Genomic DNA, 16,042 nt, shown 5'->3' with positions numbered 1-16,042 from the left:
CGTGAGCTCGCATTACGAGACGCTGGGTGTCGCCAAGGACGCGACCCCACAGGAAATTAAGAGCGCCTACCGCAAGTTGGCCCGCAAGCTTCACCCGGATGTGAACCCGAGCGAGGAAGCTGCCGAACAGTTCAAGCTCGTAACCCGCGCCTATGAGGTGCTTTCCGATGAGAAGAAGCGCGCGAACTACGACGCTACCGGTGATGAAAACGGCAACGGACAGCCGGGCTTCGGCGGGGGCGGATTCGGCGGATTCGGCGATATCTTCGAGCAGTTCTTCGGCGGCGGTCAGGCACAGGGGCCGATGTCCCGCACCCAGCCGGGCCGCGATGCACTGATTACCATCACCATCGACCTGGAAGACGCGGTCAAGGGCACCGTCTACCCCCTGGAAATGGAAACTGCGGTGGTCTGCAAGACCTGCAACGGCACCTGCGTGCGCGAAGGCACCAGCGTCGTCACCTGCACCATCTGCCATGGCGCCGGCCAGGTGCAGCGTCCGGTCCGATCGTTCCTGGGCCAGATGATGACCGTGGAAACCTGTGCCGCCTGCCGCGGGTACGGCACCACGATCCCGGATCCCTGCCTAGAGTGCAATGGCGAGGGACGCGTGCGAGAGCACGTCTCAAAGTCGCTGAACGTTCCTGCAGGCGTTGACTCCGGAACCCGCATCCAGTTGCGCGGACAGGGTGAAGCAGGCCCGGGTGGCGGTCCGAACGGCAACCTGTTCGTCGAGGTTGACGTCCGCCGCCACAAGGTCTTCGAGCGCACCCAGAACGACCTGCACGCGAAGATGACCATCCCGATGACGGCGGCGGCGCTGGGCTGCGAGCTCAAGCTTGAGACTTTCGATGGCGAGCAGTCATTGAATGTTGTTTCCGGGGCCCAGGACGGGGACACCATCACCCTGCCGGGCCTGGGCGTGCCGCGCCTTCGCGGCGGGAAGCGCGGAGACATCATCGTGCACCTGCAGGTGGAAACCCCAACCAAGATCGATGCCGCCCAGCGCGATCTGTTGGAACAACTGGCAAAGCTGCGCGGGGAAGAAATGACCTCGGGACGAGTGGAGCATTCCGGCGGGATGTTCTCGCGCCTGCGCGATAAGTTGAATCAGCGCTAAGAATGAGCAACCACAGTTTTGTGATCGACCCGCAGCAGGCGGAATCGGCACGGGTAGGCGATGTGCTGGAGCTGACCGGTCCGGAAGCCCACCATGCGGTGGCGGTGAAACGAACCCAGGTCGGCGAGCATCTGGATCTGCTGGACGGACGCGGCCTGCGGCTCATCGTTGAGGTGCTCGGCGCATCAAATCAGTTGCTGTCGGTGCGCGTCATCGAACGCGTTGAAGAACCGCCGCCCGCGCATCCGACAACCTTGATTCAGGCGTTGTCAAAGGGCGACCGCGATTTACAGGCTGTGGAATCAGCGGTGGAACTCGGCGTGTGGTCGGTCCGCCCGTGGCAGGCGGACCGTTCGATCGTGCGCTGGAACGCTGGCAAAGTCGAGAAGGCCATGGCCAAGTGGCGTTCGCTGGTGCGTTCGGCGCAGAAGCAGTCACGTCGAAGCTATGAACCGGACGTTTTGGACCCGATGGGCAGCAAGGCGCTGGCGCAGAAGATCCAGGAACATACAGATTCGGGCGACCTGGTGCTGGTATTGCATGAGCAAGCTAAGGAATCGGTGGCTTCGGTCTGCTCCGCCTGGATTGCCGACGCGCCAGAACGCACCGGCGTGGTCCTGATCGTAGGCCCCGAGGGAGGGATCAGCGATGCCGAACTTGCCGCCTTCGAGCAAGCCGGGGCCAAGCTTGGCCTTCTGGGACGACATGTCCTTCGAGCCTCGACGGCGGGTCCGTCGGCCCTCGTCTTGGTCAGGCACATCGCAGGAGACCTGTAGTTGGTGACGAACTACTAAATAAACGCCGATGGCGCCGTTCAAGCGGCGCCATCGGCGTTTGCGGTATTTTTAGCCCGACGGACTAGTTGACGGTGAATTCGGAAGTGACCAGCCCGATCTTTTCCTTGCCGTCGTTATTTTCGCCCCAAAACGTCAGGGTGTACTTCCCTGGATTCAGTCGTTTCGTCATGATGAAAGAACCGTCGGACTCTACTGACTTGGGATTAAGCCGCGTCGGACCCGCAACAGACTTGCTCGCACCGTTGGCGTTCTTTGACTCCAAGGAATAGTAAGTTCCCTCGGTGAAATCTGACGTGCGGCCATGGATTCTAACCGCCCCGGCGTCGACGGTGGAGCCGAACTGCGGGTCAATGATCCACAGGGGCGCCATAAACGAAGCATCGCGCTGGTAGGAATCTTGCAGCGTGTAGTCACCGAAAACTACGGCATTGGGTTGACCATCGACGAGAATGCGGACGCTGGCAGGGGTGCTTCCAACAAGAATTCCAGAGTTCGCGGCGGCGGCAGTGGCGGTAAACACCAGCTGCTGAACGGAGCGTTCGGACAGTCCGCGGTCAAGGCGTGCGCTGAAGACCTTGGCAGGCAGGTCCAGGGTGATCAGATTTGAATTGTCGATCGAAGCGCCGATGTCTTCGCTGGACTTCAGGTGCGTGTACCACGTGGGATCGGCTGGCTTGCCGGCCAGCAGGTAGGCAATGGCGTCGCTGATCGGCTCCTGATGGCGGGTATCCTGCGCATACTCCCGATAGAGGTACACGCCTGAATCAGTATTATCCAGCCAATAGACGGGCATGCTTTGTCCGGCACCGGCACGTTCCACGGAATCACTGGCGGGCGGAACATAGGTTGAGGAGGCAGATGTTCCCGTCGGCATTTCATAACTATCATCGCCGTTGGTCAACCCGCAACCGGCGGCAAGACCAATACCGAGAATGGCACACGTAGCCGCGATTCGACGCGGAACACGACGTGTAAACCAATGCTGCACTTGATACCAATCCGATGAGTACGTTAAAGCTCGAAAATCGCCCTGTTGGCCATTGCTGGTTCAGGACGCTCATATAGCCTGACACATCAACTTGTAGATTCGGACCGAATTTGGGCTAACTTACCAATCCGTAACCAAATCTATATCTTTGGCATCGGCGCACTCAGTCGCGTGAAATGCCGACGTTTTCTCTTTTCAGCGCAGGGCTAAGCGCCACACCTCGCGCCAGTGCAAATGCACTCGTTAGACTAGAAACTACAAGCTTTTCATTTCATCAAGCTCAAAGGGGCACGAAGCACTGCATGCAGGTTGAACAACACCAGCAGCCGACCGAATCCGGGGCGGCCACGCTGACCATTTCCTTCGATACGCCAGAGTTGATGATCGCCACTTTGGGCCCCAACGATGAACTCCTGAGAATTCTCACGGGAGCCTACCCCGAGGTGCAGTTCCGCCCCAACGGGTCGAGCCTCACCCTTGTCGGCAATCCGCTGCAGGTGCGCAAGGCCCAGCGGGTATGCGAAGAAGCAAGGGCACTGGCAGTTCGCGGTTCGCGAATGAGCGCTGAAACCATCGAGCAGATCATCAAGATGCTCAGCGCCGGAAATCCGGATGCTCCCACCGACGTCCTGGGGTTGAAAATCCTCTCCGGACGCGGGCGCTCAATCAGGCCGAAGACCGTCAACCAGAAGTCCTATGTCGATGCCATCGAAGACAACACAATCACCTTCGGCATCGGTCCCGCGGGCACCGGCAAGACCTTCCTGGCCATGGCGATGGCTGTCGCGGCGCTTCAGGACAAGCAGGTCAACCGCATCATCTTGACGCGTCCGGCGGTGGAAGCAGGGGAGAAGCTGGGCTTCCTTCCCGGCTCCCTGTCCGAAAAGATCGACCCCTACCTGCGGCCGCTCTACGACGCCCTGCACGACATGGTTGACCCGGATTCTATTCCGCGCCTGCTGGAGGCGGGGACCATCGAGGTCGCACCGCTGGCCTATATGCGAGGACGTACGCTCAACGACGCATTCGTGATCCTTGACGAAGCGCAAAATACCACCAGCGAGCAGATGAAGATGTTCCTCACCCGCCTGGGATTCGGCTCAAAGATGGTCATCACCGGTGATATCACCCAGGTCGACCTTCCGGGCAACACCACCTCCGGGCTGCGCATGGCCAGCGAGGTGCTCGATAACATCGATGACATCGCCATCCGCCGTCTCGATGCCAGCGATGTGGTGCGCCACCGACTAATCGCGGACATCGTCTCCGCCTACGACCGCTGGGACGATACCCGGCGCAAAGACCACCAACGGCCACGACGCAACAAGTGAGCACCCACATGAGCATTGAAGTAAATAACGAAACAGAATTCGACGTCGACCTGCAGGACGTGAACAAGCTGGCCGAATCGGTCATGAGCGCGATGTTCCTGCACCCGGAAACCGAGGTGTCGATCGTTTTCATCGACGAGGATGCAATGAGCGCCCTGCACGTGGAATGGATGGAGCTCGAGGGCCCCACCGATGTCATGAGCTTCCCCATGGACGAACTGCGCCCCGGCAGTGAATCCGCCCCCGGGCAGAACGGCATCCTGGGCGACATCGTAATCTGCCCTACCGTAGCCGAAGCGCAGGCCAAGGCCGGTGGACACAGCACCCACGATGAGATCCTGCTGCTGACCACGCATGGCCTGCTTCACCTGATGGGCTTCGATCACATGGAACCAGATCAGAAGGAAGAGATGTTCTCCCTGCAGCGCAGGCTGCTGGAGTCCTACACCGGACGCCCGGCGCCCAAGGAAACGGTGGAATAACACCGTGGGGATACTTCTGCTGATTCTTGCCGTCGTCTTCATCGCCTGTGCCGCGGTGCTCACGGCCGCAGACTCAGCCTTCTACGCTCTGTCGCGGCACGCCGCCGAGCGGCTGCGCAATGACTCCGACTCCAAATCGCTGAGCAACATCCTGGACGACCCGGATTCGCATGCTCAGGCAATTAAGTTTTGGCGCATCTGGTTTGAAACCGCCTCAGCGGTGGCAGTTGCCCTGCTGGTTTCGCGCTGGGTTCAGAACATCTGGCTGACCGGGCTGATCTCCACCGTGCTCATGGCCGGCCTGGGATTCGTCCTGGTCAGCGTCTCACCGCGCCGCTTCGGCCGCTCCAACGCGCAGCGAGTGGTTGAATCCACCGCACCACTGGTACGCCTGCTGCGCATCGCTTTGGGCCCGCTGGCCAATTGGCTTGCATCCATCGCCGCCGCGCTGAGCCCCGGCGGCAGCGACGAAGACGGCTACCTCGGCAAGGAGCGCCTGCGCGACCTGGTGGACCGAGCCAGCGAGGGCGAGGACCTGGACGAAGAATCGGCGGAGCTGATCTCCGGGGTCATCGACCTGGAGGAAACCAACGTACGCGCCGTCATGGTGCCGCGCACCGACATGGTGGTGCTGGATTCCGACCACACCTTCCACAGCGCACTTGATCTGTTCATGGCCTCCGGGTATTCCCGGATCCCGCTGATCGGCGAAGACTCCGACGACATCCGCGGCATCATCTACCTCAAGGACCTGATCAACGAGATCCACGGGCTGCAGCAGGCAGCTGATCTTGCGCAGCTCGCGCGTCAGGTACGCTTCGTCCCCGAGTCCAAGTCGGCCGCCGAGCTACTGCAGGAGCTGCAGCAGGAATCGATCCACCTGGCTGTCGTCGTCGACGAATACGGCGGCACCGCGGGCCTGGTGACCCTGGAGGACTTGATCGAGGAGATCGTCGGCGAGATCGACGATGAATACGACCGCAGCAAAACCGAGCTGGTTGAGAACCCCGACGGTTCGCTAACTGCCGTGGCAAGCGCCTCAATCGACGATGTGGCAGATCACTTCGATGTGCTCATCGATGAGGAGGACGTCGACACCGTCGGCGGCCTGCTCTCCAAGGCGTTGGAATCCGTGCCCGTGCTCGGTTCCACCGCCGATGTCTTCGGTCTGCGCCTGACCGTCGTCGCCCTGGCAGGGCGGCGCAACCGCATCGGCAAAATCCATGTAGAGCGTTGCGAAAAGAACGCTTCCGACCATATAGAGAACGATGAGGATTCCTCAGATGAGTGACAACCACAACCTGCTGGCCTCCAGCGGATGGCCAGAGGGCTTCCGCTCCGGCTTCACCTCCTTCGTAGGCCGCCCGAATGCGGGCAAGTCGACGCTGACCAATGCCCTGGTAGGACAGAAGGTGGCAATCACCTCGGCGAAGCCGCAGACCACCCGCCACACCATCCGCGGCATCGTGCACCGCGAGGATGCGCAGCTGGTGCTCGTGGACACCCCGGGGCTGCACCGCCCGCGCACCCTGCTGGGGCAGCGGCTGAACGACCTGGTGGCCGAAACCCTCTCAGAGGTCGACGCCATCGGCTTCTGCATCCCCGCCAATGAGAAGATCGGTCCCGGAGACCGCTTCATCGCCACCCAGCTGGCCCAGCTGCAGCGCAAGCCGATCGTCGCCCTGGTGACCAAGGCCGATTTGGTGGACCGCGAGCAGCTGGCGCAGCAGTTGATCGCCGTGACCGAACTGGGCAGCCAGAACTTCGGGCCGAACGGCTTCGCCGCGATCGTCCCGGTCTCCGCGGTCAAGGAGTTCCAGGTCAAGGAGGTGGCCGACGTACTGGTCGAGCAGCTTCCGGTGGGTCCTCCGCTGTATCCAGATGGCGAGTTGACCGACGAGCCAGAGGCCAAGATGGTCGCCGAGCTGGTGCGCGAAGCTGCGCTGGAGGGCGTGCGCGACGAGCTGCCGCACTCGCTGGCGGTGGTCGTCGAGGAAATGCAGCCGCGCGAGGGCCGCAGCGAAAACAACCCGCTGGTAGATATCCACGTCTCGCTGTATGTTGAGCGCCCGAGCCAGAAGGCCATCGTGATCGGCCGCGGCGGATCACGCCTGCGCGAGGTGGGTTCCAACGCCCGCAAGGGCATTGAAAAGCTGCTGGGCACCAAGGTGTACTTGGACCTGCACGTCAAGGTGGCCAAGGACTGGCAGCGCGATCCCAAGCAGCTGGGCCGCCTGGGCTTCTAAAAATATTATCAACCGCGCCGTCAACGACGTGGCTGAAGGGGCGGGTGCCCGGGGAATCTTCGTCCCCGGCCACCCGCCCCTTCGCATACTGGAGCCGCACCAGGGGCCGCGTGTCCACAATGTGACACAAACACGCAATATGTTGCCGGGGGCACAAAACCCGGTGTTATGCTCAAAACGTGCATTTCGAGCTTCTACTACTACTTAGCCGCTGCGAGGATCCAACGGACCGCTAGTGGTCCATCGGCCGACCCCTCGCCGCGGAGTAGCTCTTGTCTGGCCCCCAACTACGCACTCATTCTTGTCTAGGGGACAACCGAAATGCAGAACATGCAAAAATCTTCGAACATGCCAATCCACAAGTATGTTCCTTTCCAGGACCAGATCGAGGTCAACCTGCCCGATCGCACGTGGCCCGATAAGTACATCACCAAGGCCCCGCGCTGGTGCGCGGTCGATCTGCGCGATGGAAACCAGGCGCTGATCGACCCGATGAGCCCCGAGCGCAAGCACAAGATGTTCGACCTGCTGGTCCAGATGGGCTACAAGGAAATCGAGGTCGGCTTCCCCTCGGCTTCGCAGACCGACTTCGACTTCGTCCGCCAGCTCATCGAGCAGAACCGCATCCCTGACGACGTCACCATCCAGGTGCTCACCCAGTCCCGCGAACACCTGATCGAGCGCACCTACGAGGCGCTGGAAGGCGCCAAGCAGGCCATTGTCCACCTGTACAACTCCACCTCGATCCTGCAGCGCGAAGTGGTCTTCCGCCAGGACGAGGACGGCATCGTGGACATTGCAGTCTCCGGCGCCCGGCTGTGCAAGAAGTACGAAGAGCAGCTGTCCGGCACCAAGATCACCTATGAATACTCGCCGGAGTCCTACACCGGCACCGAGCTGGAATTCGCCAAGCGCATTTCCGAAGCGGTGGCCGAGGTGCTGGAAGCCACCCCGGAAAACAAGATGATCCTGAACCTGCCGGCCACCGTGGAAATGGCCAGCCCGAACGTGTACGCGGACTCCATCGAATGGATGCACCGCAACCTGGCCAACCGCGATTCGATCATCCTGTCCCTGCACCCGCACAACGACCGCGGCACCGGCGTCGCCGCCGCTGAACTGGGCTACCTGGCTGGCGCGGACCGCATCGAAGGCTGCCTGTTCGGCAACGGTGAGCGCACCGGCAACGTGGATTTGATCACCCTGGGTATGAACCTGTTCGGCCAGGGCGTGGACCCTGAAATCGACTTCTCCGATATGGACCACATCCGCCGCACCGTCGAATACTGCAACCAGCTGCCCGTGCCGGAGCGCAGCCCCTACGGCGGCGACCTGGTGTTCACCGCGTTCTCCGGTTCCCATCAGGATGCGATCAAGAAGGGCCTGGAGGCGATGGACGTCAAGGCCGCAGCTGCAGGCAAGGACGTCAATGACATCGTCTGGGCCGTCCCGTACCTGCCGGTGGATCCGAAGGACATCGGCCGCAGCTACGAGGCAGTCATCCGTGTGAACTCGCAGTCGGGCAAGGGCGGCGTCGCCTACCTGTTGAAGAACGACTACAACCTGGATCTGCCGCGCCGCGCGCAGATCGAGTTCTCCGGGGTCATCCAGCGCAAGACCGACACCGAGGGCGGCGAGATCTCTTCGCAGGCCATCTGGGACGTCTTCCAGGACGAGTACCTGCCGGTGGAGGATGCAGTCAACGGCGACGCCTGGGGCCACTACCGCGTAGCCTCGGCCACCGCCACCTCCAACGAGGACGGCAGCTTCCGACTGGACACGAAGCTGATCAACGACGGCATCGCCCAGGAGCGCAGCGCCAGCGGCAACGGCCCGGTCTCCGCCCTGGTCAAACTGCTCAATGAAGACGGCGTCGACCTGCGCGTGCTCGACTACACCGAGCATGCCATGAGCGAGGGTGGCAACGCCCGCGCCGCAGCATTCGTCGAATGCGCCGTCGGGGACCGCATCCTGTGGGGTGTCGGTCTGGATACCAACACCAATATTGCAGCCCTGAAGGCTGTGGTTTCTGCGGTCAACCGCGCGATCCGCGACGCCAAGTAACCACGCCCGAACATTATCCAACGCCACGTCCGGCACCACCGTGCCGGCCGTGGCGTTGTTCGTCCCTGCGGCGGTTCAGTGGGAGAATTAACCTCGTGTCCAGATCAGGCTTCGCTTCCAAGAGCTACCGCACCCGCGGCATAGTTCTGCGTACCCATAAGCTGGGGGAAGCCGACCGCATCATCACCCTGCTTACCCCGAACGGGATTGTGCGCGCGGTGGCCAAGGGGGTGCGGCGCACCTCATCTCGTCTGGGAGCGACACTGGAGCCGTTCATGGAAGTCGACGCCCAACTGGTGATGGGGCGAAACCTCGACATCGTTTCTCAGGCACAATTGCGGCACGCCTACGGCCAGCTGCTGGTCATGGACTACCCAAGCTACACGGTGGCGAACGCCATGGTTGAAATTGCCGAAAAGCTCCTGGAAGCAGACTCGGATTCAACCGCACGCCAGTACCGGTTGCTACACGGGGCCATCGCACTGCTCTCCAAGCACTCGGTGGTTCCCGGTGCGGTGCTTGATTCCTATATTCTGCGGGCCCTGGCGGTCGCTGGTTGGGCCCCGTCCTTTACAGACTGTGTGCGCTGCGGTGCGGCGGGGCCTCACACGGCACTGAACGTCCAGTTGGGTGGCGTGGTGTGTGCCCAGTGCAGGCCCTCGGGTTCGCTCTCGCCGCACCCGGTGACCATCCAGTACCTGCAGGCGCTGCTGGAGGGGGACTGGGACACCGTCGCCCAGGCCGGACCCCGCGCCCGAGACCAGGCGGCGGGCATCGTCGCCAACTATTTGCAATGGCACCTGGAGCGTGCCGTGAAGTCCCTACGCCATGTGGAGAGAACATGAAGAAGCTTCCCAAAATCACCGGCAAGGCAGGCCCCGCGGCACCCTTCGCCCATCCCGCAAATCCCGCGGTGCCGCAGATACCCAAGGAGCTCATTCCCGAACATGTAGCGATCGTCATGGACGGCAACGGCCGCTGGGCAAATCAGCGCGGCCTGCCGCGCACCGAGGGCCACCGTGCAGGCGAAGCAGCCCTGCTCGACGTCATGGCAGGCGCCGTGCAATTGGGCATTAAATACGTTTCGGTCTATGCCTTCTCCACCGAGAACTGGAAGCGCAGCCCCGAGGAAGTGCGCTTCCTGATGGGCTTCTCCCGCGATGTGCTGCGCCGCCAGCGCGACACCCTGAATTCGTGGGGTGTACGCATCCGCTGGTCGGGACGCGAGCCTAAGTTGTGGAAGTCCGTGATCAACGAACTGCGCGATGCCGAAGAGCTGACCCAAGACAATCTGGGCTGCCAGTTGACCATGTGCGTCAACTACGGCGGGCGTGCTGAATTGGGCGACGCTGTGGCGGCCATCGCGAAGGATGTGGCGGCGGGTAAGCTTCGGGCATCGGCGGTGGGGGAGAAAACCATCGGCAAGTATCTGCATGCGCCCGAATTGCCGGATGTCGATCTCTTCCTGCGCACCAGCGGCGAACAGCGCACCAGCAACTTCCTTTTGTGGCAGTCGGCCTATGCGGAGATGGTTTTCCTCGACCAGTTGTGGCCGGATGTCGACCGCCGCACCCTATTTACTGCGGTGCAGGAATATGCACAGCGCGACCGCCGCTACGGCGGTGCCATCGACAAGCCCAAGGCCTAGCACTCCAGCATTTTCAGCCATAACTGAAGGTCTCGATAGGCAGTGGCGCGGGCGGGCTCCGCTGAGGAAAACACGTCGTGCATCGCCCCCTTCACCCGGGACAGCGTCACGAAACTTCCAAGCTTTAAGGCACGCAGCCGCGTTTGGTTGACGTCGATTACCGAATCGGCGTACTGCATCGCCGCCGAGTAGGTGGTGCTGAGATGAGATTCGTTCGAGGTCAGCAAGAGTACTGGAATGCTCAGGCTCAGCCCCTTGGCGATTTGAGCGTGGCCCTCCAAAATGGTGTGCAGCCAGCCCGCGGTGCTGGGGAACGCAAAGGCAGGACGCCAGATCGGATGAAGGTCCCACTGGCCCTGGGCGCTGTCGCTCAGGGACTGCCAATAGTGGTCGAACTGTGTTGCCAGGATTTTTCGGCGCGGGTTGCTTCGCGCCATGGCCTCCATCAACCCGTTGATTGGAATGCGCAGGAATGCGGTGCCTTGAAACTCCAGCCATGGTGCGTTGAGCACCAACGCTTGGATCGGAGCATGCGTTCGATCGATCCAAAGGCTGAGAACCAGCCCGCCCATCGAGTGGCCCTGCGCCACCACCGGCAGATCGGGGTGTGCGCGTCGCACCAGGTCCAATGCAGCGTTCAATTCCAGATCGAGGTGCTGCAGATCATCAACGTAACCAGGAAGCTGATGTTCTTCGCGCAGGCTGCGGCCGTGATGGCGAAGATCCAGTGCGTAAAAGTGGTAGCCCTGCGCATGCCAGAATTCGGCCAGCTGCCGGTTGTAGAAATAGTCGCTCCAACCATGTACGGAGAGCACTACTCCCTTGACACGGCGCCCACGAAGCCACCCAAAACGCTGCGCCGGAACGTAGCGCACCACCGTAGCAACCAACGGCCCTTCGGCGTCGACGCCAAAATCCAAGGTGGTGTATTCATAGTCCGGCCCCAATGGATCTGCCAGCCACTGGCCCTCGGTACTTGATGGGAGAAACTGCGGCCATTGATCGGCGGGAAGAATTTCGGTGCCCCTCATGGTAGTAGCTTACCGATCTCAAGTTGTCTCAAAGCACCACTTCACGGGAAGATTAACAGCATGCGCATTTATCCTTCGGTCTTCAAACACGTATTCACCAAGATGGATCCCGAAAAGGCCCATCACTTTGCCTTTGACGCGATTAAGCTCGCGCAAAAAGTGGGACTGACCAAGGCAACTCGCAAATTTTTCGCACCGGCACCGCAATTGAAGCGCACCGTCATGGGGATCGACTTCCCGTCTCCATTCGGATTGGCCGCAGGATTCGACAAGGGTGCCACCGGAATCCTTGCGTTAAGCGATATCGGCTTCGGGCACGTTGAAATCGGCACTGTCACGGGTCAGGCTCAGCCTGGCAATCCACAGCCCCGCCTGTTCCGTTTGGTAGAAGACCGTGCGGTCATTAACCGAATGGGTTTCAATAATGAGGGAGCTGAAGTCGTCGCCGCACGGGTTGCACAGGCCCGGCAACATCTTAAGTCTGACTATTCGCAGACCCGTCCAGTGGTCGGCGTCAATATCGGCAAAACCAAGGTCGTGGAACTGGATGACGCGGTGGGGGATTACCTCACTTCGACTCGACAACTGGCGATTCATGCGGATTATCTCGTCGTAAACGTTTCCAGTCCCAATACCCCGGGCCTTCGACTCCTGCAAAGTGTCGAATCCCTGCGTCCGCTGTTGACCGAGGTCGGACAGCTCGCGGATCACGTCGCGGGCCGCCATATTCCATTGCTTGTTAAAATCGCTCCAGATCTCAGCGACGAGGACCTAGCCGACGTTGCAAAGCTGGCAACCGAACTTGGCCTCGACGGGATTATCGCCACGAATACGACCATCGGCCGCGAAGGTCTAGACAGCGCTCCGAACAAGGTGGAAGAAATCGGAGCTGGCGGCTTGTCGGGCGCCCCGCTCAAGGAACGCTCCCTTGATGTTCTTCGCCAGTTGCGCTCAATGGTCCCGGCCGACATGGCGTTGATCGCTGTCGGCGGCGTCACCACCGCAGCAGATGTGAAGGAACGATTGGACGCCGGAGCTGACCTCGTTCAGGGATACACAGCTTTCCTCTATGAAGGACCATTCTGGGCCCGTACGATCAATCGTGAACTGGAGCGCATGCTCTAGCTTTAGAAAAAATTGTTTCTTCCCGAAATTCCACCGCGGCCTCGAACTCACACCAGTGGGTTCGAGGCCGCGGCCTTTAAAGTAGGTACACTTGGTAAGACTTTCTGATCAAACATGGGGGAGAACTCGAAACGCTTACACAACTCAACCTTGTAGACGGCGGTACAAGGTTTTCAATTACTTCATGGGCGCTCAATAGATGTCGGACGAGCTGGATCGACAGTTGTTTCGGTGGAGAGCCAATGTCCCACCATACAATTGCCGCCGTTTACGGAGTTACTACAATTTTCACGATTTGTTTTGTACCAATCGAAAAGATTCGCGAGGTACCGGTCGACAAATTTTTATCATTGTACATCGGCAGTGCCGCACTCAACGAGCACAGCGTAACCTGCTTCAGATGGACTGACGGGGAATGCGAAAGAGGCGGATTCCATGGTGGAATCCGCCTCTTAACCTTGTTGGATCGGTTAGTCGATCGAAGCGCCGCGCTTTACCTGAGGTTTTGGCAGTCGCAGTTTGCGGAACTGAAGACCGCGCATGGTGGCGTACATACGTACACCCCTGTCGACGCTGCCGAACTTGGCAGTCAAGCGACGCTTGAGGATGGTATTAGTGATGATTGATTCGATAACTATGATCGCTATCAGCACCCAGAGGCCGGTCTGAACAGCTACCTGGATGTTGATATTTCCGCTGAAAGTCAGCGAAATAATCAGGAATGCGAGGACGAAGAACATCATGAACTCGCCGATCATCCACCGTGCATCAATGAAGTCGCGGGCATAGCGTTTCTGCGGTCCCTTGTCGCGGGGCATCAGGTAGCGCTCGTCGCCGGTTTCATTCGCGATGCGCAGGCGATTCTGGGCTTCGATGCGCTGCTGGCGCTCAACTTCCTTCGCCGCCTTACGATCGGTAGGTACCAGCGGCCGCTGACGGCTTGCTTGCTGCTCGCTACGCTTGGGCGTGGGGCCGGATTTACGGCCGTCGCCAGATTCAGGGGCCTGCTCAGCGGGCTCCACATTTACTTGGGATTGAGATTCATCCTTCTTACGTCCAAACACCTCTCCATCCTAGCGGTGATTGATACTCAGGGTGACATCGACAACCCCAGAATTGCTAGGCTGATTCCATGACATCAGATTCAACCGAGCAGTCCACTGCACATGGTGTAGACGTAGCTGCACTCAAAGGTCATATCCAAAGCAACTTTGAGAAGATCCTTGAAGAGCTGACCGCGCTCGTCGCCATCCCGAGTATCGCCTGGGATTCCTTCGATCCGCAGAACCTTGAAAAGTCAGCCCAAGCCGTTGCGGCACTAGCCGAAACCGCGGGTATGCAAAGCATTGAAATCCTGCGAGAGCCAACTGACAACAGTTCGATGGGTGCGCCGGCACTGGTCGCGCACCGCCCGGCAGTCGAGGGTAAACCCACCGTCCTGTTGTACGCACACCACGACGTGCAGCCTCCGGGCGACGAAGCCGACTGGAACACACCAGTCTTTGAAGCCACGCGTGTCGGCGACCGGCTCTTTGGCAGGGGAGCTGCCGATGATAAAGCGGGAATCATGGTGCATATCGCCGCGATGCGTGCCGTACTCGACTCGGTACAAGACTTTGGCGTGGGCGTCACCTACTTCTTCGAGGGGGAAGAAGAGGCCGGATCGCCGTCATTCCGCAATTTCCTCGAAGCTCACCAGGACAAGCTGGCCGCCGACGTCATCATCGTTGCCGATTCCGGCAACTGGGCCGTCGGCACACCTGCGCTTACTACTTCTTTGCGAGGAATGTGCGCCGCAGAGATCACGGTTCGATCATTGAAGCACGCCGTCCACTCCGGAATGTTCGGAGGCCCGATTCTGGATTCTCCACTTCTAGCGGCCAAGCTTATCGCGACCTTCCACGATGAAAATGGCGACGTTGCAATCGAGGGCCTTGTTTCCCATGATTCAGCCGATGTTGACTTCACCGAAGAGCAGTTCAGAGCGGATTCCGGCGTCTCCGATTCCTTCCAGTTGGCGGGGACAGGAAAACTGACCGATCGATTGTGGAATAAACCAGCCCTGAGTGTCATTGGTATGGATGTCCCGAGTGTTAGCCATTCATCAAACACCCTGATTCCGCAGACGCGCTTCAAGGTATCGATGAGGCTGGCGCCGGGGCAGGACCCGGCCACAGCGCTTGAAGCATTCGAAGCTCATATAAAGAGCGTTGAACTGCGAGGCGCCGAAGTTGAGTTCAAGCCAATCGAAGCCGGCAGTTCCTACCTCGCAAACATCGATGCCCCTGCAAACGCCACCGCCGCATGGGCGTTGGAACAAGCTTGGGGAGTTGTACCAGTGAACATGGGCCTCGGGGGATCCATTCCATTCATCGCTGATCTTTCGGAAATCTTCCCTGAGGCTCAAATACTGGTGACCGGAGTGGAAGATCCTGATTCGCGCGCGCATTCAGCTAACGAGTCCCTGCATTTGGGAGATTTCCAGCATGCGATTGAAGCTGAAGCTCTGCTGCTGGCACGGATCAACGCCGAAGGTCTATGAGCCGCGTCATACACGTTGTCTCAGAGGGGGCTTTCCAAAGCCCGCAGACGTAGGATAGAACTAAGAAAAGGGTTCCAAGTCGGCACCACAAGGGTAAAACTTGGTACCACATCGAGCAGTTTGGGAGGAAATCATGACTGCAGCCGTAGATCAGACCAAGGGTGATCCAACCGAGGTCCCAACCCACGAAGTCAACATTTCAGATGTTGCAGCAGCCAAGGTTCGCTCACTTCTTGAGCAGGAAGGCCGCGACGACCTGCGCCTGCGCATTGCTGTGCAGCCAGGCGGTTGCTCGGGCCTTATTTACCAGCTCTACTTTGACGAGCGCATGCTTGAAGGCGACGCAGTACGCGACTTCGACGGCGTTGAGGTCATCGTCGACAAGATGAGCGTGCCTTACCTGGCTGGCGCTTCCATCGACTTTGAGGACACCATCTCGAAGCAGGGCTTCACCATCGACAACCCAGCGGCCTCCGGCTCTTGCGCTTGCGGAGATTCGTTCCACTAAGCCTCTGGGAACTAACGCCGCTGTTCATTCGTTGAAGAAATTTCTCGTCTGAACAGCGGCGTTTTTCGGTATTCTGAGCCCGAAGAGGGTAAGCTCTACATTAAGTAGTAAAACTATGTTTCGCTTCGTGAGCCACCTCACCGTGCATCTCGTAAATAGC

General features: G+C 59.9%; 15 protein-coding genes. 12 read left to right on the top strand and 3 right to left on the bottom strand.

Features of this window, described 5'->3' with window-relative positions; genetic code table 11:
* The first annotated feature begins 1 nt into the window (after window position 1).
* Both dnaJ and RUH64_RS12495 read left to right on the top strand, forming a co-directional pair.
* Window positions 2-1,120, top strand: coding sequence for a molecular chaperone DnaJ (dnaJ, locus tag RUH64_RS12500; protein ID WP_313813778.1), 1,119 nt, complete (start codon window positions 2-4; stop codon window positions 1,118-1,120).
* Between the two features lie 2 nt (window positions 1,121-1,122).
* Window positions 1,123-1,896 carry a 16S rRNA (uracil(1498)-N(3))-methyltransferase gene (locus RUH64_RS12495; protein WP_313813776.1) on the top strand — a complete coding sequence of 258 codons (774 nt, stop codon included), beginning with the start codon at window positions 1,123-1,125 and terminating at the stop codon, window positions 1,894-1,896.
* A gap of 82 nt (window positions 1,897-1,978) precedes the next feature.
* On the opposite strand, the gene RUH64_RS12490 is transcribed toward RUH64_RS12495, so the two are convergent.
* On the bottom strand, window positions 1,979-2,791 hold the full coding sequence (locus RUH64_RS12490) for a GerMN domain-containing protein (RefSeq protein WP_313813775.1): 813 nt from the start codon (window positions 2,789-2,791) through the stop codon (window positions 1,979-1,981).
* 416 nt (window positions 2,792-3,207) lie between these two features.
* On the opposite strand from RUH64_RS12490, the gene RUH64_RS12485 reads away from it, so the two are divergent.
* From RUH64_RS12485 to RUH64_RS12455, 7 genes are all read left to right on the top strand, one after another.
* Entirely contained in the window at window positions 3,208-4,236 is a 1,029-nt protein-coding gene (locus tag RUH64_RS12485) for a PhoH family protein (RefSeq protein WP_313813774.1), read from the top strand.
* 8 nt (window positions 4,237-4,244) lie between these two features.
* A complete protein-coding gene (ybeY, locus tag RUH64_RS12480; RefSeq protein ID WP_313813773.1) occupies window positions 4,245-4,718 on the top strand; it encodes an rRNA maturation RNase YbeY in 474 nt (157 codons plus the stop codon).
* 4 nt (window positions 4,719-4,722) lie between these two features.
* A complete protein-coding gene (locus RUH64_RS12475; RefSeq protein WP_313813772.1) occupies window positions 4,723-6,009 on the top strand; it encodes a hemolysin family protein in 1,287 nt (428 codons plus the stop codon).
* Window positions 6,002-6,964: a GTPase Era gene (era, locus tag RUH64_RS12470; protein ID WP_313813770.1), complete on the top strand. Its 963-nt coding sequence runs from the start codon at window positions 6,002-6,004 to the stop codon at window positions 6,962-6,964. Before RUH64_RS12475 ends, era begins: the two co-directional genes overlap by 8 nt.
* Before the next feature lie 321 nt (window positions 6,965-7,285).
* Entirely contained in the window at window positions 7,286-9,028 is a 1,743-nt protein-coding gene (gene leuA / locus RUH64_RS12465) for a 2-isopropylmalate synthase (RefSeq protein WP_313813769.1), read from the top strand.
* Window positions 9,029-9,123: 95 nt separating this feature from the next.
* Complete coding sequence (gene recO / locus RUH64_RS12460; protein WP_313813768.1) at window positions 9,124-9,873, top strand: DNA repair protein RecO; 750 nt, start codon at window positions 9,124-9,126, stop codon at window positions 9,871-9,873.
* On the top strand, window positions 9,870-10,676 hold the full coding sequence (locus tag RUH64_RS12455; RefSeq protein WP_313813766.1) for an isoprenyl transferase: 807 nt from the start codon (window positions 9,870-9,872) through the stop codon (window positions 10,674-10,676). The genes recO and RUH64_RS12455 overlap by 4 nt, the downstream gene beginning before the upstream one ends.
* On the opposite strand, the gene RUH64_RS12450 is transcribed toward RUH64_RS12455, so the two are convergent.
* Entirely contained in the window at window positions 10,673-11,707 is a 1,035-nt protein-coding gene (locus tag RUH64_RS12450; RefSeq protein WP_313813764.1) for an alpha/beta hydrolase, read from the bottom strand. The genes RUH64_RS12455 and RUH64_RS12450 overlap by 4 nt on opposite strands.
* 60 nt (window positions 11,708-11,767) lie before the next feature.
* Here RUH64_RS12450 and RUH64_RS12445 point away from each other — a divergent pair, with 60 nt between their 5' ends.
* Complete coding sequence (locus tag RUH64_RS12445; protein WP_313813763.1) at window positions 11,768-12,832, top strand: quinone-dependent dihydroorotate dehydrogenase; 1,065 nt, start codon at window positions 11,768-11,770, stop codon at window positions 12,830-12,832.
* A 470-nt stretch (window positions 12,833-13,302) separates the two neighbouring features.
* Here RUH64_RS12445 and RUH64_RS12440 read toward each other — a convergent pair whose 3' ends face one another.
* The gene (locus tag RUH64_RS12440; protein ID WP_313813762.1) at window positions 13,303-13,896 is read right to left on the bottom strand and encodes a DUF3043 domain-containing protein; all 594 of its coding nucleotides are present in this window, start codon (window positions 13,894-13,896) and stop codon (window positions 13,303-13,305) included.
* A 68-nt stretch (window positions 13,897-13,964) separates the two neighbouring features.
* On the opposite strand from RUH64_RS12440, the gene RUH64_RS12435 reads away from it, so the two are divergent.
* Window positions 13,965-15,374: a dipeptidase gene (locus RUH64_RS12435; RefSeq protein ID WP_313813761.1), complete on the top strand. Its 1,410-nt coding sequence runs from the start codon at window positions 13,965-13,967 to the stop codon at window positions 15,372-15,374.
* Window positions 15,375-15,507: 133 nt separating this feature from the next.
* Window positions 15,508-15,882 carry an iron-sulfur cluster assembly accessory protein gene (locus RUH64_RS12430; RefSeq protein ID WP_313813760.1) on the top strand — a complete coding sequence of 125 codons (375 nt, stop codon included), beginning with the start codon at window positions 15,508-15,510 and terminating at the stop codon, window positions 15,880-15,882.
* Window positions 15,883-16,042 lie beyond the last annotated feature (160 nt).

Source organism: Glutamicibacter sp., from assembly GCF_032154645.1.
Lineage (GTDB): Bacteria > Actinomycetota > Actinomycetes > Actinomycetales > Micrococcaceae > Glutamicibacter.
Note: the sequence above shows the minus strand (reverse complement) of the source record. Positions and strands in the feature narration are given on the sequence as shown.